The 19,954-nt window shown below is 43.7% G+C and carries 18 protein-coding genes; 2 read left to right on the forward strand and 16 right to left on the reverse strand.

Annotated elements, in window-relative coordinates; genetic code table 11:
- Positions 1-184 precede the first annotated feature (184 nt).
- The 12 genes from ACFQ0C_RS18160 to ACFQ0C_RS18215 form a co-directional block, all read right to left on the reverse strand.
- Positions 185-2,131, reverse strand: coding sequence for an FAD-dependent oxidoreductase (locus ACFQ0C_RS18160; RefSeq protein ID WP_379368451.1), 1,947 nt, complete (start codon positions 2,129-2,131; stop codon positions 185-187).
- Between the two features lie 240 nt (positions 2,132-2,371).
- Complete coding sequence (locus tag ACFQ0C_RS18165; RefSeq protein ID WP_258215662.1) at positions 2,372-2,548, reverse strand: hypothetical protein; 177 nt, start codon at positions 2,546-2,548, stop codon at positions 2,372-2,374.
- A gap of 102 nt (positions 2,549-2,650) precedes the next feature.
- Positions 2,651-3,091 carry a D-aminoacyl-tRNA deacylase gene (dtd, locus tag ACFQ0C_RS18170; protein ID WP_379368452.1) on the reverse strand — a complete coding sequence of 147 codons (441 nt, stop codon included), beginning with the start codon at positions 3,089-3,091 and terminating at the stop codon, positions 2,651-2,653.
- Positions 3,092-3,136: 45 nt separating this feature from the next.
- The gene (locus tag ACFQ0C_RS18175) at positions 3,137-5,326 is read right to left on the reverse strand and encodes a RelA/SpoT family protein (RefSeq protein WP_379368594.1); all 2,190 of its coding nucleotides are present in this window, start codon (positions 5,324-5,326) and stop codon (positions 3,137-3,139) included.
- A 141-nt stretch (positions 5,327-5,467) separates the two neighbouring features.
- Complete coding sequence (locus tag ACFQ0C_RS18180; RefSeq protein ID WP_379368453.1) at positions 5,468-6,523, reverse strand: CotH kinase family protein; 1,056 nt, start codon at positions 6,521-6,523, stop codon at positions 5,468-5,470.
- Between the two features lie 105 nt (positions 6,524-6,628).
- Positions 6,629-6,967, reverse strand: coding sequence for a hypothetical protein (locus ACFQ0C_RS18185; protein WP_379368454.1), 339 nt, complete (start codon positions 6,965-6,967; stop codon positions 6,629-6,631).
- 205 nt (positions 6,968-7,172) lie between these two features.
- The gene (locus tag ACFQ0C_RS18190) at positions 7,173-7,685 is read right to left on the reverse strand and encodes an adenine phosphoribosyltransferase (protein WP_258215658.1); all 513 of its coding nucleotides are present in this window, start codon (positions 7,683-7,685) and stop codon (positions 7,173-7,175) included.
- Entirely contained in the window at positions 7,682-10,129 is a 2,448-nt protein-coding gene (recJ, locus tag ACFQ0C_RS18195) for a single-stranded-DNA-specific exonuclease RecJ (protein WP_379368455.1), read from the reverse strand. Before recJ ends, ACFQ0C_RS18190 begins: the two co-directional genes overlap by 4 nt.
- A gap of 102 nt (positions 10,130-10,231) precedes the next feature.
- Positions 10,232-11,185 (reverse strand): cation diffusion facilitator family transporter, encoded by a 954-nt coding sequence (locus tag ACFQ0C_RS18200; RefSeq protein ID WP_379368456.1) that lies wholly within the window; start codon positions 11,183-11,185, stop codon positions 10,232-10,234.
- Between the two features lie 101 nt (positions 11,186-11,286).
- On the reverse strand, positions 11,287-12,186 hold the full coding sequence (secF, locus tag ACFQ0C_RS18205; RefSeq protein WP_379368457.1) for a protein translocase subunit SecF: 900 nt from the start codon (positions 12,184-12,186) through the stop codon (positions 11,287-11,289).
- The gene (secD, locus tag ACFQ0C_RS18210; protein ID WP_379368458.1) at positions 12,176-13,408 is read right to left on the reverse strand and encodes a protein translocase subunit SecD; all 1,233 of its coding nucleotides are present in this window, start codon (positions 13,406-13,408) and stop codon (positions 12,176-12,178) included. Before secD ends, secF begins: the two co-directional genes overlap by 11 nt.
- 116 nt (positions 13,409-13,524) lie before the next feature.
- Positions 13,525-14,019 carry a post-transcriptional regulator gene (locus ACFQ0C_RS18215; RefSeq protein WP_379368459.1) on the reverse strand — a complete coding sequence of 165 codons (495 nt, stop codon included), beginning with the start codon at positions 14,017-14,019 and terminating at the stop codon, positions 13,525-13,527.
- Positions 14,020-14,296: 277 nt separating this feature from the next.
- Between ACFQ0C_RS18215 and spoVB the strand changes: the two genes are divergently transcribed.
- Entirely contained in the window at positions 14,297-15,862 is a 1,566-nt protein-coding gene (gene spoVB / locus ACFQ0C_RS18220; protein ID WP_379368460.1) for a stage V sporulation protein B, read from the forward strand.
- A gap of 1 nt (position 15,863) precedes the next feature.
- Here spoVB and ACFQ0C_RS18225 read toward each other — a convergent pair whose 3' ends face one another.
- Entirely contained in the window at positions 15,864-16,586 is a 723-nt protein-coding gene (locus tag ACFQ0C_RS18225) for a YetF domain-containing protein (protein WP_379368461.1), read from the reverse strand.
- Between the two features lie 356 nt (positions 16,587-16,942).
- Between ACFQ0C_RS18225 and ACFQ0C_RS18230 the strand changes: the two genes are divergently transcribed.
- Positions 16,943-17,302 carry a TIGR04086 family membrane protein gene (locus tag ACFQ0C_RS18230; RefSeq protein ID WP_258215651.1) on the forward strand — a complete coding sequence of 120 codons (360 nt, stop codon included), beginning with the start codon at positions 16,943-16,945 and terminating at the stop codon, positions 17,300-17,302.
- A gap of 66 nt (positions 17,303-17,368) precedes the next feature.
- Here the strand turns inward: ACFQ0C_RS18230 and yajC are convergent, their stop codons facing one another.
- The 3 genes from yajC to queA are packed head-to-tail and all read right to left on the reverse strand — an operon-like array spanning position 17,369 to position 19,947.
- Positions 17,369-17,689, reverse strand: coding sequence for a preprotein translocase subunit YajC (gene yajC / locus ACFQ0C_RS18235; RefSeq protein ID WP_379368462.1), 321 nt, complete (start codon positions 17,687-17,689; stop codon positions 17,369-17,371).
- Between the two features lie 31 nt (positions 17,690-17,720).
- A complete protein-coding gene (tgt, locus tag ACFQ0C_RS18240) occupies positions 17,721-18,860 on the reverse strand; it encodes a tRNA guanosine(34) transglycosylase Tgt (RefSeq protein WP_258215649.1) in 1,140 nt (379 codons plus the stop codon).
- A gap of 25 nt (positions 18,861-18,885) precedes the next feature.
- A complete protein-coding gene (gene queA / locus ACFQ0C_RS18245) occupies positions 18,886-19,947 on the reverse strand; it encodes a tRNA preQ1(34) S-adenosylmethionine ribosyltransferase-isomerase QueA (protein WP_379368463.1) in 1,062 nt (353 codons plus the stop codon).
- Positions 19,948-19,954 lie beyond the last annotated feature (7 nt).

Genomic DNA, 19,954 nt, shown 5'->3' on the forward strand with positions numbered 1-19,954 from the left:
TTCGCATAAAGAAGCTTTCAGCTAAGGCTTCTCTCTCTGGATATGCAAGATTCGAAGTACTTGTTCCCTTCAACAGATCATTGTTCATTTTCAATAACCATAATTGTAATATCGAAATTTGGCAAAGTCAAGCAAATTGCATAGTTAAGGCTTATTAATTCCGCTTCTTAGTCATCAAGCATCTTTATTTTGCCGTTTTCAGCTGCTTATATACATCATTAATCAACATATAAGCATCTCCGTTGGTAAGCTCTTGTTTGTTGGAAATCGAATCCACTGTAGCTTTGCTAATGAAACCATTTGCCTGCAATCCCTCCACAAATTTGCCTTGCGGGATATTCTGCTTAAGCAAGCTGGCAATCATTTGCGCTGCAGAATCCAAGGATACCGGCTGCTTCTGAGGCTCCTTTACCCCCGTAATGACCGCCGCGGCACTCCCCGCCATAGCGGCAGGATTAAATTTGCGCATTCCCTCCAGCACATTTACCATTCTTTGCTGATTGGAAGGCTTGTCCAGTTCAAATTCATTTTTGTAGCCGCCGGTCGAAAGCCCTAAGGTAATAGCTGTTTTCAAACCTGCATAAGATTTATGCTCCATATACGGAGCCGCTTTAATGGCAAATGGCTTCAGATCCATTCCTTGCTTATTCAATATATCCTGGAGCTTGGCGATTGTTTCCTTGGATGCTGACATTTGCCTGAATGTGGCATTTTGCTCTTGTGCCAGCTTAGCTGCCGCACCTGCGGCTTCTCCTTCAGCCATACCGACAGGAACGACTCGTGCGCTTCCATGTGGCAACGTATCATAACTGGCTGCCCTGCCGACTACAAGCAGTCCGTCTACTTTAAGCGGAACCAGGCTGCGGAAAGGCACCGCATATTTATCAGGATCTATAACAACAGCACCGTTATCCTTAGGGCTTGTCCGCTGAATATCGACCGGATAACCGCCAAATGCGATTCTATCCCACTGATCCCGGTTTTCAAGCAAATCTATTATCGAAAGCCTGTATTCACCTTGCATATGCCGTGATTCACGTACATACAGCTCCGGAGCAATCCCGGCTAATTCAACACCTTCAAACTCAGCATACTGCTGCTTCAAGTAGGCAAGCACATGCGGCAGTTCATCCTCGGCGATTTTCCGCGCTTCCTCTCTGGATTTAGGGTCAAACGGATCGATATTAAAAATTTGCAGAGCATTTACAAGCATCGTATTATCATTTTGCAAACCGCCATTTAACCCGCGCATACGAACACGCTCTTTATTGACAGCAGGATATTCCTGCATTTTATCAAAACCCCACAGGCTCTTTTCATTGATGCCGTATTTCCCCTGCCCTTTGTCCTCGGCAGCAATGGTTTTGCCAAACTGCTTCCACCGTTCCGGTGTTATATTGTTCAATCGGAATACCGCTGTAACAGCCATTCTGCTTTTCGGATCGGCAAGATCCTCGCGGCCTGTTGTGAAAGGAACTCCGGCTGCAGCAGCAATATCACCATCTTGTGTTGCATCGATAACGGAATTGGCTTGTATAGCCTGTTTACTGCCGTCTCCCTTAGTAACTGTAACCCCGCTAACTTTTGCAGCACCTCCTGCAGCAGCAGTTATTGGATCAACGGCTTTTGCTTTCATTAACAAATCGATATTTTTCTCTTTTGACACTAATTCATAGAATGCGTTGGCCGCAGTAGTCACATCGAAGGAATCGCCTTCAATTTTGCCATACCATTCACTAAAAATCCCTTTATTCATAATATCGTGCTTGGAGATCAAATTTTTCGTTGGCTCATAGTTCATATCGATACTGTTTAACCAGCCCTCGGTAAGAAGCCCTCCCAGAACATCACGATTTCTAGTTTCAACCAGCAGCGTTTTTAACCCATTCCGTGCTGCGGATACAGCAGCTGCAACCCCTTCAGGATCTGTCCCTACCACAATAACATCGTAACTGTTTTTGATATCCTTTGAAGATTTCACTTCTACTAATGCCTGTCGATGGCCGCCGGCTCCCCCTTTTTTAGCAACAAGTGAATAGACTGCAGCACCAGCAGCAGCCACCAGCAAAACTGCAATTATAACGAGTATCCATCCTCTTAGATTTCCGCCAGAATAACCTGATTTTCCCATTTTGCACCTCATAAGCTATGTATTTTCCATGAATCGGTATATACTATTAACGTTACTAATTACATTTGGTTACAATTTTTTTGTTATAATTGCCTATTTCATATAAACTCTAAGCAAATCTCATCCGTTTCTCCTAAAAGATCTGGTCCTAGTGCACCCTCTGTGGGGATTAATAAAACGCGTCAAAATAGACCTTCGGGGAAGGCTGTCACTCCGGAGGTCTACTCGACTTACTGTTTATTAACGAAAGGTTTTACGCGGCTGCTGCTTCATTTGTTCGCTAACCGAGGAATAATCCGCATGCAGCTCATTCCCGCTTAGCCCGGCAGCGATCATACCTGTCGAATCTGCCACACTGCAGGCCAGCAGCTGCTGTACCGGCATCGTAGCGATTTTCTCTTTGGCGGATTGTTGCATGGCGAATAAGCTCCTTAATCTAGTTGTGTAAGGATATGCTTATTTTGTCCAAATCCGTCCCAGCTTAACCAATCGTGAACGAAGTCGATTCGCCAGCTGCTGCTAGCGGCTTTCAATAATTAACGTAACCGGACCATCATTAACTAGAGAAACATCCATCATAGCTCCGAATATCCCCGTTGCAACCTCCAAGCCTTGCTCCTGCAAAAGCTCATTAAACCGCTCGTAGAGAGGCTTGGCCTGCTCAGGACGAGCCGCAGCCATAAAGTTGGGCCGCTTTCCTTTACGGCAATCTCCGTACAAAGTAAACTGAGAGACTGATAGAATTTGCCCCCCCGTTTCGGTAACTGAACGATTCATTTTGCCTGAATCATCCTCGAAAATACGGAGTCCTGCAATCTTCTCCGCAGCATAACGCGCATCTTGCTCCGTGTCCTCATGCGTAATGCCTACCAGCAGCACAAGACCGTGCTCAATAGCACCTACAGCCGCCCCATCAACGGTTACATGCGCCTGCTTGCTGCGCTGAACTACAATTCGCATCCTCTTACACCCTCATTTTTAAATATACTTGCTTTTATACTTGCTTTAGGACTGCATAATCCGCTGCACGGAATAAACATCCTTAACCCTCTTTATTTTCTCAACTACGGAATGCAGATGCTCAATATTACGGATAAGAATGGTCATATGAATAACGGCCATCTTATTTTTATCCGAACGGCCGGAAACTGCTGACATAACCGTTTTACTTTCCGAAACCGCCTGCAGTACTTCGTTTAAAAGTGCTCTGCGGTCATGGCCGGTAATCTCAATTTCCACATTATAATTGGCCTCTACGGAATCCGCCCATTCAACCTCAATCATCCGGTTGCTCTCGTCACCGCTTTCGGGAGCAGGAATATTCGTGCAATCAGCTCTGTGAACGGAAACGCCTCTACCACGTGTAATATATCCAATTATGGAGTCTCCGGGCACCGGGTTACAGCATCTTGCGAAGCGAACTAGTAAATTATCCACACCTTTAACTCGAACACCATGTGTAGGGCGTCCTTTTCGCTCAACAGGCGCTTTAACTTCCTTAATCTCGTTCGTTAGCTGCATCGCATTGAGCTGAGCTTCCTCTGCTTCCTTGCGCATCTTTTCGGTCAGACGAGTTACAATCTGAGCGGCTGTAATACCGCTAAACCCAACAGCAGAGAACATATCCTCAACTTCGTGGAAATTGAACTTTTTGGCAACCTCGAATAATTCATCTTCTTTCATCAGCGTATGCGGTTCTATACCAAGCCGCTTTAGCTCACGTTCAATCGCATCCTTGCCTTTCTCAACATTCTCCTCGCGTCGTTCCTTCTTAAACCACTGGCGTATCTTGCTCCTCGCATGTGAGGATTGCGCCAGCTTAATCCAATCCTGACTGGGTCCATACGAATGCTTGGACGTCAAAATTTCGATGATATCGCCTGTCTTCAGCCTATGGTCAAGAGGTACAATACGTCCGTTGACTTTGGCGCCGATCGTTCGATTGCCCACCTCCGTATGAATCCTATAAGCAAAATCAAGCGGAACGGAGCCGGCCGGAAGCTCGATAACCTCGCCTTTGGGCGTAAATACAAATACAAGATCGGAGAAAAAATCCATTTTCAACGATTCTACGAACTCAGAAGCATCCTCAGCATCCTGCTGCAGTTCGAGAATTTCACGGAACCAGCTGACTTTATCCTCGAATGTACCTGACGGCACTGGACTGCCTTCCTTGTAAGCCCAGTGCGCGGCTACGCCGTACTCGGATGTTTTATGCATTTCAAAGGTTCTGATCTGTACCTCAAGCGGTTCACCTTTGGGCCCGATCACCGTTGTATGAAGCGATTGGTACATATTCGGCTTGGGCATGGCAATATAATCCTTGAAACGTCCGGGCATTGGCTTCCACAGCGTATGAATAATACCGAGTGTTGCGTAGCAATCCTTAATATTCTCGACAATGATACGAAGCGCGAGCAGATCATAAATTTCATTAAACTGCTTATTGCGCGCAGTCATTTTCTTGTAAATACTGTAAATATGTTTAGGCCGGCCTGAAATATCCGCTTCCGTTCCCATCTCAGACAGCTTCTCTTGAACATTATCTATAACATCCGCTATATATTGCTCACGTTCCGTTCGCTTTTTCTGCATCAGGTTGACGATTCGGTAGTATTGCTGCGGATTCAAATAACGCAGAGCAATATCCTCCATCTCCCATTTAATCGCAGAAATACCCAGTCTATGGGCAATTGGACAAAATATTTCGAGCGTTTCATCCGCTATCCGGCGTTGAGCTTCCTCGGATTGATGCTTTAATGTACGCATATTGTGAAGGCGATCCGCCAATTTAATTAAAATAACACGGATATCCTGAGCCATCGCTACAAACATTTTCCGGTAATTTTCGTTTTGATGCTCTTCTTTGCTCTTAAACTTAATTTTCTCCAGCTTAGTCAAGCCGTCAACGAGCATAGCACAGGTTTTACCGAATTTTTCGTTAACCGTTTCGAGAGATACCGTTGTGTCCTCGACAACATCATGAAGCAGCGCCGCAATGATTGAAGTCGTATCCATTTGCATATTCACCAAGATTTCGGCAACCGCTAATGGATGCAAAATATAAGGTTCACCAGACTTGCGAACTTGGCCGGAATGCGCCTGTTCCGCAAACTCATAGGCTTCTCTTATACGCTTCAAATCATTTTCTTTTATAAAGCCGGACGCTTTCTCAAGAAGCTGCTCAATCCCCATTCGCTTATCCATTCCCTTAATTCGATTTTAATTCATTATGCCTTTCAAATAGGGGTGCCGTCAACTTATTTGCGCTATTTCGACATATTTTGTCGAGAACAAGAGCCTATTATTACCAGAAGTGTTAGCGGAGCAATACCATCAAAGATTTCTAATCGCTTCTTTTATAAAATTCCTTCGCTCCAGGATATAACTACGAATCATCTCAGGCTCACCGTCAAATACAGATAATGACCATTTTCTAGTTAAATCGCTGTGAATATGCGGTGCAATATGACGTGTCATTAGCTTAGCTGCCGGCATTATCTTTTTTACTGTAAAATGCCGCTTCAAAATATGATTAAGCAAAAGTTTATACTTTTTTCTGATTAGAGGAAATGCCAGCAATTTTTTTGTAAGCTCATTGTATCCGGTCACTTTAACGAGATCACTTCCGATTTGTTTTCCAAAGCAATTTCGCCCCCAAGTGCCTTCATAGTCCCAAGGGATCATCCGATATTTAAGTCTTGTCTGATGAAGATAAATCGCGTAATTTTGATCAAAACCGTCATAATTGCCTGTAAAAACCGCACCCGCCAACCAACGCAAATAGTTATCAATATCGAGTCTTTGATCCAAGTATCGTCCTAATTCCTTGCCTTTAAGCGTGTTGATCTTAAGAATAAAAGACTTTAAACGATTTACGTCTGCTTGTTTGCCAATAACCCTTTCATAGCCTTGGAATAGTGAAGCCTTTTTGCTTTGTGAATCCGGATTATAAAGTCCAAAATTGGCACTATCATTTCCGGCATAAAACAGTGATTGAACTGGAATCCCCCTTTGTCTGAAAAAAAGTTTGTCCACAGCTTCGATTTCTAAATAAACCCCCAAGCTTTGTCCGTTGATTTTAAGAAGACAGTAACGGGTTTTCGGGCTTGGCACACCAATCCATTGGAAAAATTGAAAGGATAATGCATTTCTAATCATGGAGGGGTCATCGTATTCCGCATTGTAATGATAGGTTCTGCCTTTGTAAATAATTTCGTATGATTTTTTGGGATATTCCCTTGTATGTCCGCCGCGGTACCGCAGTTTAACCAACTCTTTTTTTCCTTGTATGACCATATAGGCCTGCACAAAATTCGGACTCCAAACATTTTTTTGCAGCAGCTCTTGTTGCTTGGGGCTTATGGTTATAGTTCGAGTGATCCATTCCATCACATAATTCCGCCCTTCATTGAAAAACACAAAAAGCCTATCAGATTCGATAGACTTTATGCGGTAATTCAATTTATTCAACTAAGTCCGCTGCTGCCACTGGTTCTACTCTTCTACGACTTCATTTCCTCTGGTGCGGTTACCTATAGAGCGATTGCCAATCAAATGATGTCCGCATGGACAAATACGGCCTATAGCATTTAATCTGTTGCCTATTGAGCGGAATTGCCCGGAACGGTTGCCGAATGACCGGTTACCTATTGCTATTGGACATACTCCAAAAGATCGGTTGCCTATTGAGTGGAATAATCCGGATCGGTTGCCTATTGATCGGTTTCCTACAGATCTGTTACCTATTGATCGGTTTCCTACAGATCTGTTGCCTGTAGAACGGTTTTTTACAGAGCGATTCCTCTTGTTACAACCGCATTTTATTCTAGCCATAGTAAACTACCTCCTTATATAAGATAGTATATCTTATGAAAAAAATAGAATAGATGACAGGGACAACTCTACAAATTTCATTAACAAGTTTAATATAAATTGAATTTCTTTACTCTCATCAAGGTTTGGGGATCCTAAAACAAAAAAGCCCGTATACACTAGGTATCGGACTTGATAGTCAATTAAATAGGGTTGCATTTCCCAATTAATAGGTAACCAAAGAAATTACATCAATATTGCCAAGCTTCTCTCTTCCGTTCAAATCAGCCAGTTCAATCAGGAACGCTGCCCCGACAATGTTACCACCTAGCTGCTGAATAAGGTTAATGGAGGTTGCAATAGTTCCGCCCGTTGCCAGCAAATCATCGGCAATCAACACCTTTTGCCCAGGTTTAATGGCATCGTTATGCATAGCCAGCTTATCCTTACCATACTCTAGAGCATAATCCGCTTCAATGGTTTCACCAGGCAGCTTACCGCTCTTGCGGATCGGGATAAAACCAACGCCCAAAGCTACAGCCAGCGGTGCGCCGATTACAAAGCCACGAGCCTCTGGGCCCGCGATACAATCAATTTCAACATCCTTCAACTGGCGAGCCAGTTCGTTAATGACCTCTTTGTAGACCGGGCCATTTTGAAGCAATGTAGTTATATCTTTGAAGCTAATTCCCGGTTGAGGGAAATCTTCAATAACGCGAATGTATTCCTTGAAATTCATATGATATCCTCCAATAATTGAATAGTTTGTTTCCTTTGGTCTAAAAGCCATTGAAGCAGCTCATGTGCGCTGGAATAAAGCAACGTTTGCTCGGCCTCGATACCATTCTGGCGACGTTGGTACAATAAGGATAGGCTTAACTCCTTCTTCCCGGTATTCACCGCAGGCATATAGCCATCTTCAGTCCGGTTGATTAACCCCAGTTCCATAAACACATCCAGCATAAACTGAATTAATGTTGGGGAAAGGCCTGAGCGTTTGGACAGAACTTGGAGAAAAGAAGCGCTCGGCAAGCGCTGTACCTTTTGCTGCTGCACAGCCCCATAAACCGTTTTAAACATATCTCTTGAGGGCAATGTTCCAGTATTTCTATCTCCACCCTCGAATACTGCATAAACCCTCTGAACATTTTGAGCCATCAAGAGAGCCCCGGCTAACTGTGGGAGATCCTCCGGAAGATCATATAAAATAAGATCATAGATGGATTCAATGGACTGCTGTCGCGCTTGCTCATTAAGAGCGATACAACCGCCCTTCACTGACTTATCCACTCGCCAAACAGGTAATTCCCCAAATTTATCCAACGACGCTATTCCCTCTTGATGGAATATGAGAATAGCGGGACTCTTCTTCTCCCCTGTGCGCTGCGCCCCAGACAATCTATCGGCAAGCTCGCTTAGTTTATGCTCAAGCTTTGAAGCTCCTCGCCAATCAAATAATTGTATGTGTGGAATCCGCAAATCCTGTATCATCATCTGCGGCTTGCGTACACCGTTCCATTCATTTATAGACAGCTCACCTATTACATCCAATGTTGCTGTTGATGAAATCCACGGAATCATTGTACCTTTATTAAACCCCACTGCATCCAAAGTAGCCGCAGCCGCAGCTTCAGCTTTACTCTGCTGAAGCGTAACTTTGATATGCTGATGCTCTTTACCAATGGTTCTGAGCTCTTGGCATCTTATATTAGACAGTACAAACTTGGGTGTAGGATTGCCCATGCCGAATGGGCCTAGCTGCTCCAGCTGCTGAATCGTTTTCAAGCCGATTTCTTCAAGCGAGCAGGTCAAATCTGCCTGCAGCAAAGGCAACAAATCATCTGGAGTCAGCCACTCCTCCGCCAAAGCATTTAACCTCACTTCAAGCTCGGGCAGATGCTCTCTTTCCAAAGTCATTCCTGCTGCCGCTTGATGGCCTCCAAAATGCTTCATCAGATCCCCGCAATGGTGTAAAGCTTGATATAAGTCAAAGCCGGCAATTGAACGAGCCGATCCCTTGGCCAAACCGGATTCCTTATCAATACCCAGAATAATTGTCGGGCGATAAAATTTATCGACAATCTTCGATGCGACAATTCCAATCACACCTACGTTCCAGTCCTCATGAGCTAACACGATGACCTTATTTTCGATGCCTGCCGCTTTCTTCTCTTCCATCATCGACATAGCCTGCTTTGTCATTTCTTCCACGAGCCGCTGTCTTTCTTTGTTAAGCTGATCCAAATCGAATGCTACATTTTCAGCTTCCAGCTCATCATCTGTAATTAGCAGCCGTACAGCATGATCCGCCTTATCCAGTCTTCCGCTTGCATTAATTCTCGGCGCTAGGGCGAAGCCGATATGCGTTGCATTAACATCCTTAGGCTTAATTCCCGCCACATCAAGCAGCGCCCGTATTCCCGAATTAGAAGTAGACTGCATTTGCTTAACACCAAGCTTAACAATAATCCGGTTTTCATCCAACAACGGCATCAAATCCGCCACAGTTCCTATCGCTGCGTACTCTAATAATTGCTCCGGCCAATATCCCAATAGAGCCTGTGCAAGCTTAAGCGCTACTCCTACACCTGCAAGCTGCTTAAAAGGATAGGAGCAGCCCGGCTTCTTCGGGTTTATTACTGCATATGCGTCAGGTAATAGCGGAGGCGGTTCATGATGGTCTGTAACGATGACATCGATCCCAAGCTCTCTAGCATAAGCAATCTCTTCAACCGCGCTAATTCCAGTATCGACAGTTATTATTAAATGAATTCCTTGCTCCTGGGCTGCAGCTAGTGCAGCTTTATTCAAACCATAACCTTCAAGCACTCGATGAGGAATATAGTAATCGAATGAAGCCTCCAGCTGCTTCAGCAAATGCACCATCAATGCGGTGCTGCTAACCCCATCCGCATCGTAATCGCCATACACCCGAATTTTTTCCCCATTCCTCAACGCTTGGCGAATACGATTAACTGCTTTTTCCATCCCATCTAAAAGGAACGGATCATGTATACGATCCGTTCCTCCATATAAAAAGGCTGCGGCTTGCTCTTTTTCGGTTATTCCCCGAACAATAAGCAACTGTGCTAGCAGCGGCTCAATTTCAAGTTCCTTCGCAAATTGTTCGACCTGATCGGCATCCGCCTTGTTTGTGTTCCACCTTGCTCTAGCGTGAAGCATGCCGTTACCTCCTAAGTCCGTAAGCACATAAAACAACTATGCTCAACTTACCACTGTATACCATACTTTAATTATATCCCATTTTTCCAATGAGAGGTAGCTTTAATGCAATAAAGAAGGATGATCGTCATATTCAGGGCCTACATTATTTTTATATGGATATCCTGGATCATAAGGCTGGACTTGAATGAAAACATCCGAAATATGAATAAATCTCTTCATTAACGTTTGCTTCACTATTTTGGCTACATCATGTCCTTCCAATACGCTAATTCGAGGATTAACACTGATTTTCACATCAATTATTACATAATGCCCTCGTTCGCGAGCTCTAAGATCGTCAACAGCAATAACGCCTTTAATCATCTGAACGGTGCGAAGCAGCTCAATCGGGTCTTCATTATGGATAATGGAGTTTATTTTCTTATGAATAGTACCTTTTAAAAGCCGGTAGCCTCTTATGAAAATAAGCATCGATATAAAAATTCCAGCAGCCGGATCTAAATAATACAAATATTTATTTCCCAGGTAATTACCCCATATCGCTCCACCGGTACCAACAAAAACAGCTATTGAAGAATAAATATCTGACCTGCGATCCCAAGAATTAGCAATGGATGCCTGACTTGAGAATTGTTTGTTCGCTCTGGATTTAAATATAAGTATGGCTTCTTTCAAAATAATTGAAATAACAACTGCAATAAATGCGATGGTTCCCGGAGGGGAATCGATTCCATTATAGACGGCTCTTGCAGATGAAATAAAAATTTCAATGCCTACAAGCAGAAGAAGTACAGAAACAATAATAGATGTAATGGACTCCGCTTTCACACTTCTATAAGGATCATCTTTATCAGGCGAAGATTTAGCTGTGCTTATTCCTGTCAAAACAGCAAATGAACTCGCAACCTCCGAGGCTGAATGTAGCGCATCGGCGATCAAAGCCTTGCTGCCCGAAATATATCCAACTGCACCTTTCACTACCGTTATGACCATATTACAGGCAATTCCGATCCAAACGGCAAACTCCGTTTTTTTGAAACGTTCGTTCGACATGAGGCCACTCCTCCAAGCAATAAATGGTTTCCAATGTGCGTATTTCACTAAAGAAAAGCCGCCGAAACTCACCGTTTCGCGCGGCCGGGTATATTGTTGTTTTACGCTGCAACCTTCTTTTTAGAACCAATGCTTTTATTTTTGAAGTAGTAATACAAAGGTCCGGCAATACAAATTGATGAGTAAGCACCGCTGGTCAAACCAATAATCTTCGCCAGAGCGAACAGTTTAATCGACTCGCTGCCGAATATCAACAAGCATATAGCAGCAATCAATACCGTTACTACTGTATTAACGTTACGGGCCATCGTCTGCCAAATACTGTCATTTAGCAAATTCGATAAATCTTCGGTGGTTTTCAGTTTTGCAAACCTAAGATTTTCCCTCACACGGTCAAAAATAACGATTTTATCGTTGATGGAATAACCGATCGTAGTAAGAATCGCTGCCATAAACGGCAAATTTACTTCAAAGCGAAAAATCGCAAAGAAGGAAATAACCACAAATGCATCATGAAGTATGGCAATGATCGAAGCAACTGCAAAACGCCATTCAAAACGGATCGTGACATAAATACAAATGGCGATACTTGCTATAGCAATTGCGACCATCGCTTTATTTCTTAGTTCTATCGCCATATCGGGAGAAACTGTATTGATCTCTTGGGATACTTTATCTCCGAATGCAGCAAGAAAAGTATCTTTAACCTTCTTCGTGGTGGCATCCGGCAAAATATTATCAAACCTCGCTGAAATACGATCCCCTGAAGCTCCACCTATCGTAATTACAGAAGGCTCAACTCCAGCATCCTTGAACACCTGCTCGGCCTTTGCTTTATCCACTGCTTGTCCAACAGTAATATCCATGGATGTACCTGCACGGAAATCGACACCGTAATTCAATGAGCTAACAAGGAGCATAATTAATCCTAGCACTGTGATGGCCAACGACAGGAAGTAAAACTTTTTCCGGTTCTTAATAAAATCAACTTTATAATCCACGGATTTCCGACTCCTTTACACCAAAGTAACCTGGCTTCTTGAACAAATTGCCACGTATGAGCAAATGGATTAAGAATCGGGCAAAAAATACATTCGTTACAATACTGAGAATGGTACTAAGTATCGTTATTAAAGCAAAGCCTCGGATTGCACCATTACCTATTGTGTAAAGAACCGAGCTTGCAATAATATTCGTAATATTCGCATCCATTATAGTTCTGAAGGAATGCTTGGAGCCTGAACGAAGGGACGACAGCATGCTTTTACCACTCCGAATTTCTTCCTTGATCCGTTCATATGTAATGATATTAGCATCTACGGCTATCCCAATACCCAATATGAAGGCCGCAATACCAGGCAATGTTAAAGTAGCATTAAGTAGATCGAATACAAGCAGCAGCAGCCAAGCATAAGTAATAATCGTAATAGCTGCTACAACACCAGGAATACGGTACAAGAGGAGCATAAAGATTAGAATCAATACGGAACCAATGATCCCGGCTTCAACAGTTTGATGCAAGGACAACTGTCCTAGAGTAGCACCCACACTTTGTGTGTACTTCTCGGTCAACTTCAGAGGCAGAGCTCCTAAGTTGATTGTATCCGCCAGTTTCTTGGCTTCATCAAATGTGTAGTTACCGGAGATAGATGCCCGGCCATCAGAAAGCACCTGCTGAACGGTCGGTGCGGACAATTGGTTTTCATTCAGGTAGATAGCAAGCGGTTTACCAAGCAGCTTTTCTGTCACCTTACGAAACTTCTCTTTGTCCTTTACTTGGATTGAGATGTTTGGACGGTTGCCTTGGTCGAATTCCACCTTGGCCGCGCCCTCCACAAAGTCGCTCCCAATCATTTCTTTGGTTCCATCCGGTCCACGGAATGTTAATTCGGCCGGTTCTTTCATGATTTTACGAACTTCTTCTTCATTGGCGACGCCCGCAAGCTTAACACGGATACGGTCATTGCCCTCGGTTGTAATTTCCGGTTCAGCAATACCCAGATCGTCTGCACGTTTTTCTAGACTTGATGCCGTTTGTTTGAGTGAGTCCATGGTTACGGGTTTCCCAGCTTCGATAGGCTCAGCCACATACAAAATTTCAAAGCCACCTTTGAGGTCCAAACCAAGCTTTATGCTCCTAACCAGCTGCGGGCTTGTTATCGCAACCGATGTGAACACAACCACTACAATGGCTAGAAAAGCGATGATTCTTTTGATGTCCATTTACTTTCTCCTTCCATACTCAATATTCCTATTATACCCACCTGCGAAAATTGAGTCAATTTGACAATTTACGCAACAATAATTTGCCCAAGTATCCACAGAAAAAGACCCTCTCATCACTTGAAAGGGTTGGACTTATATATACTCATCGTCATCCAGTTCATAAAAGACGTGACTTTAAGAGATAAAATATCATTAACAATTTGATGGAGTTTGGGAACACCGGTCTTTTTGTACTTGTCACTAATACATTCCCATACTTCTCTGCCCGTCACATGCTCATATCCCAACATACGAAATTCCTCAGCCTTGCTGTTACATATATTCTCAATAACCTCATTGAGTTCAATCTCAGATAACTCCACGGCCTCCGTCTCTGCATATTCCGACTGGACAGTCCCATCAAGCTCTGCCTCCGACTCCATAAAAGCATGTTCTTCCAATGCCGAGTCGTTATTCGAATCATCCCCATTTGTTACAAGATCACCCGAGGAGTCCGTTTCATGAATAGACGAGTCCACCATTGTCTGCTTGTCTTGCTCCAACATCTCGAAATCTCTTCTCGCTTCTACCTCTTCCGAAGCATCCATCTTCCGACTCTCATCATCCATCTGCCTTAACCTCCTGCCGAACATCATCCTTAATAAACACATATTCGATACTTTGATGTTATTTCCTTCCTATTCTCAATGTATTGCTCAAATATTGTGCATGTACTAGGACAGGTCCCGCATATCCATTTAATAGAGCCAATGAATGCTTGTCAAGACAGCTTTCGCAGGAAAGCTCAGCTTATGCTTACGGAGATAGCTTTCCTCTGGAAAGCTCAGCTAACACTTACGAAGATAGCTTTCCTCTGGAAAGCTCTAAGGAGGAAGAGGAAACCAAGTGACCAAACAATCATTTATAAAAGGTACGCTTATATTACTTACGGCAGGCATCATCAACCGCATTCTCGGTTTCATTCCTCGAATGGCGCTGCCCAGAATTATCGGGCCCGAGGGGGTGGGGTTATACCAGATGGGCTACCCGTTCATGATTGTCATTCTGACTATCATCACCGGAGGTATTCCTATAGCTGTTGCAAAGCTTGTGGCAGCAGCCGAAACAGAAGGCAATGAATCCAGAGTTAGGCGCATCTTTCGTTTGGCACTAGCCTTCAGCTTCTCTCTTAGCCTCCTCTTTACATTGATCAGCTTGCTGGGCGCCCATTGGATCAGCTCCAATCTTCTCACCGATTCAAGAGTCTATTACACGTTCATCTGTATGACTCCAATTATTTTATTTGTTGGCGTAGGCTCTGTTATCCGCGGATACTTTCAAGGCAAGCAAAATATGATTCCTACTGCTGTCTCCCAGGTTGTGGAAACACTCGTTCGAATCATAACCGTACTTTCGCTTGCTTATGTAATGCTGCCTTACGGGATCGAATATGCAGCTGCAGGGGCTATGACAGGCGTCATGATCGGTGAAGTTTGTGCTTTGCTTGTACTCTATCTGCACTTTAGACGGGATCGGAAAAGGGCACCTCACACTCCAACTGCCAAGATTGGTTCTGCCCCTATAGTAGGACGATGGGCTAACCTAAAGCAGCTGCTGAAGCTAGCCATGCCAATTACCGGAAGCAAGCTGGTAGGCTCATTTTCCTATTTCCTTGAATCGATTCTCATCATTCAAAGCTTAGCCGCGGCAGGAATAGCAACATCGTTGGCAACCTCACAATATGGCGCCCTGCAAGGGATGATCATTCCGATATTATTACTACCGAGCGCTCTAACCTATTCTTTGTCTGTTTCTCTAATCCCTTCACTGTCTGAAGCTGCCGCCAGGGGGGATATGAAAACTATTCACATGCGGCTTCATCAGTCGTTAAAGCTCGCATTGGTGACAGGCGCCCCCTTTGCCATGATAATGCTGGTCTTGGCTGAGCCGCTATGTCATTACTTATATGGACAAAGTCAAATCGCATCGATGTTAAAAATGATGGCACCTGTCGCGATGTTCATTTATTTTCAAGCCCCGCTTCAGGCAACACTGCAAGCATTGGATAGGCCGGGCAGCGCATTAGTTAATACTTTAATCGGCTCAGTAGCCAAGCTCACCCTGATCTACATGCTTGCCACAAAACCAGAGTTCGGAATCTTGGGTGCTGTTATGGCTATCAATATTAACATTATGCTGGTTACAGCACTGCATTGGCATAGTGTCGTGAAGCTGCTTCAATTCCGCATGCAAATGTTGGACTTTGCAAAGGTCGGCCTAGGAATGCTAATTTCGGGATGGGCAAGCTATCTCATTATGTATAGCAATTGGCTTCCCAATGATGGTATGCGGTTTTTGATATCATGTTCTACAGGCATTATGCTTTATTTATTTTGCTCAGTTCTGTTAGGCTTGATTGACCGGAACGATCTGCTGCGGGTTCTATGGCTTGGACGGAAAATCATCAAATAATTTACTTTTTGCGATCAATGAACCATCTTCCACGTTGATCATAAGAACAATAGAACACATCCTTGAAATCCTTCACACCTTTAGCCTGCAGCTCGCTTTTCAGCCAAAAACGCGTTTTATCCAATTTCTGCAGGCTATCTTCCTGTACCTTTCCGTCCATAATCATCGGCAAAGGCAAGCCTTCGAATTTAATTTTAGATAATTCATCTGATTGCTCAGCACCTTGAGATTCCTTTTGTTTATCTTTTTCTTTTTCACTATCTTCCTGTCGTTCAACCTCTTTCTCAACCACGGTCAGCTTACCCGATGACTCCAATATTGCAAATTCAACATTCGCCACATCCATTACTTTACTTTGCCTCAATTGAAGCAGCAGATCATCCAGATTGTAACGCTGACGTTTCATTTCGGCACGATCCAGCTTGCCATGCTTAATAATAAAGGAGGGTTTACCTTCAAAAATACGGCGGACTTTTTCATTTTTCAGTGAAACAAATGCTATTAGCAGCTGAACGGCCACTAAGGTTAACATCGGCAAGACCCCTGCAACAATCGGCTTTTCCAAATCCTCAAGTACAAAAACTGCAATTTCTGCAATCATTACAGATATTACAAGATCAAAAACAGACAGCTTCCCGATTTCCCTCTTCCCCATGATGCGCATAGTAAAAAACACAACAAAGTATACCAATACCGTACGAAAAAAAAGGGCCAGCATATCCATAGTTATCCCTCCCAACTAGATGTCATTAAGGCTCAAATTCCGTTGATAATTATTTCTGCTAGTCAATAAATTCTTGAAACCGGCTTTTATGAGGTATCGGAGGCGAGGTAAGTTTCCAAGGTATTTTGACCTCAACTTGTTAATGTCATGCAATAATGCCTTTTACGAATTGTTGCCAATAAACTGATAATTGGTTATAAATTCATATAATTTTGTCCTAGAAATCACTTCGCTCCTACGGGCTAACCTGTACTAATTTTTTAAACAAGCCCATACAATGGGATTAAAGAACCTATAACTTGCCCTTTTAAAGGCTAGCTCAAATAAACCATATTTTGATTGGAGGTAGAACAGGTATGAAACAATCCCCTATATTCTCCGGTTTAATGTACGCCATGATTTTCATGCTGCTTGGAACACTTATGACATCATTGCTTATGCTCACTACAAATTTGCAAGAAAACTCCTTATTCAGCTATACAATGAGCGTTCATGGAGTTGCTATGTTTGTTGGAGGACTTGTCTCCGGAAAGCGCAGCGGCAGTAAGGGATGGTATAACGGAGGACTTTTAGGATTGGTCTACACTTTGATTGTTTGGATTATCGGATTTTTAGCCTATGATGCCGGACTATCCTGGCAAACACTTTACCTCCTGGGCCTATCTTTTATGGCAGGCAGCTTGGGAGGCATGATCGGGGTTAACCTCAAAAAGTAGTTTTCTTGTTTAAAACACAAAAATGCGAGCTCATCCATGTGGATGACTCGCATTTTTCGTTTCATGCTACTTCTTCTCTTCTACAGAAACACTGGAAACAGCATTGATCGAGGAACGCTCGAACGTCAGCTTCGTTACATCGTTTACACGAAGAATAATCGTGTCGTCTGTAATTTCAAGAATCGTACCATGCAAACCGCCGATGGTAACGACCTTGTCCCCTTTTTTCAAGTTGTTAAGCATCATACTGCGCGTCTTTTGACGCTTTTGTTGAGGACGGATCAATAAGAAATACAAAACAACAAACATTAAAACCAGTGGACCGTATGTAACTAAATATCCTTCTAATCCTGGAGCTGCTGCAGCTTCTTGAGCAACTAATGACATTGCATATCCCCCCTTTCTTTATACTATACGTTTAAAATCCTTTTCCGTTTTCATCTAAGCCGTATTTTTCAAAAAAATGATCACGGAAATCCAGCAAACTATCATTTTGGATCGCTTGTCGGACCTGACGCATCAATTCCAGCAAGAAATGCAGGTTGTGATACGTTGTCAGACGAATGCCGAATGTTTCATCTGCTTTAAGCAAATGTCTCACGTACGCACGAGAATAATTCTTACATGTGTAACAAGAGCATTCCGCGTCCAACGGTCCAAAGTCTTCAGCATACTTAGCATTACGAATTACAAGTCTTCCGGAGCTGGTCATAACGGTTCCATTGCGAGCAATCCTAGTAGGCAATACGCAATCGAACATATCGATGCCACGAATAGAACCTTCCAACAGTGCATCCGGAGATCCGACTCCCATTAAATAGCGAGGCTTGTTAGCTGGCATCAGAGGAACCGTATAATCCAGAACTTCATACATTAACGGTTTTGGCTCACCAACGCTCAATCCTCCAATAGCATACCCCGGGAAATCCATGGAAGTCAACTCGATAGCGCTCTGTTTTCGTAAATCTTCGTACATTCCACCTTGAATGATTGCAAATAATGATTGGTCCTCAGGACGACTGTGGCTTTGCAAGCATCTCTCCGCCCAACGTGTTGTACGCTCAAGCGATTGCTTGGCATAGCTGTGTTCAGCCGGGAATGGCGGACATTCATCGAAGGCCATAATGATATCTGCCCCGAGTGCATTCTGAATCTCGATTGATTTCTCAGGTGAAATAAACAGCTTGTCCCCATTGAGGTGAGAGCGAAAAGCGACTCCTTCCTCGGTAATCTTGCGCATTTCGCTTAATGAGAAAACTTGGAAACCACCGCTATCGGTCAAAATAGGACGATCCCAATTCATAAATTTATGAAGTCCCCCTGCTTGACGCACAATTTCATGCCCAGGTCGCAAAAATAGATGGTAAGTATTACTCAAAATAATATGAGCATCCATCTGCTTTAATTCTTCCGGACTCATTGTTTTTACGGTTGCCTGAGTTCCAACAGGCATAAAAGCAGGCGTCTCAATTACACCGTGAGGCGTATGTACACGTCCCAAACGCGCACCGGACTGCTTGCAAGTTTTGATTGGTTCATAGGTTACTGCTGGTGCCATAATGATCACTTCTTTCCTACATATACTAATAAATAAACATGGCGTCGCCGAAGCTGAAAAACCGATATTCTTGCTCTACAGCTTCCCGGTACGCTGCCAATATACGCTCTCTCCCGGCTAAAGCGCTGATTAGCATGAGCAAAGTCGACTTGGGCAGATGGAAATTCGTAAGCAATGCGTCGACAACTTGAAAGGTATAGCCCGGATAAATAAATATGCTGGTCCAACCGCTGCAGGCCTGAAGCTGGCCATGAACTTTACTTTCCCGCGCCGCCGTTTCTAATGTTCTGGCTGAGGTTGTCCCGACAGCAACAACTTTGCGTCCATTCGCCTTAGCATTGTTAATTAACATTGCCGTTTCTTCTCCAACTTCATAATACTCCTCATGCATATCATGAGTTTCTACATTCTCTACAGAAACCGGCCGGAATGTACCTAATCCAACATGCAAAGTTACATAAGCTAATTGTATTCCTTTTACAGCTAGTCTATCCAAATATTCCTTCGTAAAATGCAAGCCTGCAGTCGGTGCCGCTGCTGATCCTTCGTGTTTAGCATATACCGTTTGGTAACGCTCACGTTCAGGCAGTTGCTCTTTAATATAGGGAGGCAGCGGCATATGTCCTAATCGGTCAAGGAGCTCGGGAAAAATGCCGTCATAAGAAAAACGCAGCACCCGGTTACCCATTGTACTCTCTTCCTCCACGGTTGCTGTAAGCAATGGAGAAGAAGATCCGTCCGGATTCATTTCACTCCCAAACGCAATCACAGCTCCAGGCCTCAGCCGTTTTCCAGGACGCACGAGCGCCTCCCATCTATCGCCTTCCAGCTGTTTAAGCAGCAATACCTCGGCTTTCGCACCAGTATCAGCTTTCACGCCAAAAAGCCGGGCTGGCAGTACCCTCGTATCGTTCAACACGAGTACATCCCCGGCTTCCAAATAATCGATCAGGTCTTCAAACTTTTGATGTTTAATAGCTCCATCGGATTTCCCAAGCGTTAACAGCCTTGAGGAAGTCCGATCCTTTAGTGGGGTCTGTGCAATTAGTGACTCCGGTAATTCATAATCAAACCATTCTACCTGCATATTCACG

The organism is Paenibacillus sp. GCM10027630 (assembly GCF_042676305.1).
Classification (GTDB): Bacteria; Bacillota; Bacilli; order Paenibacillales; family NBRC-103111; genus Paenibacillus_S.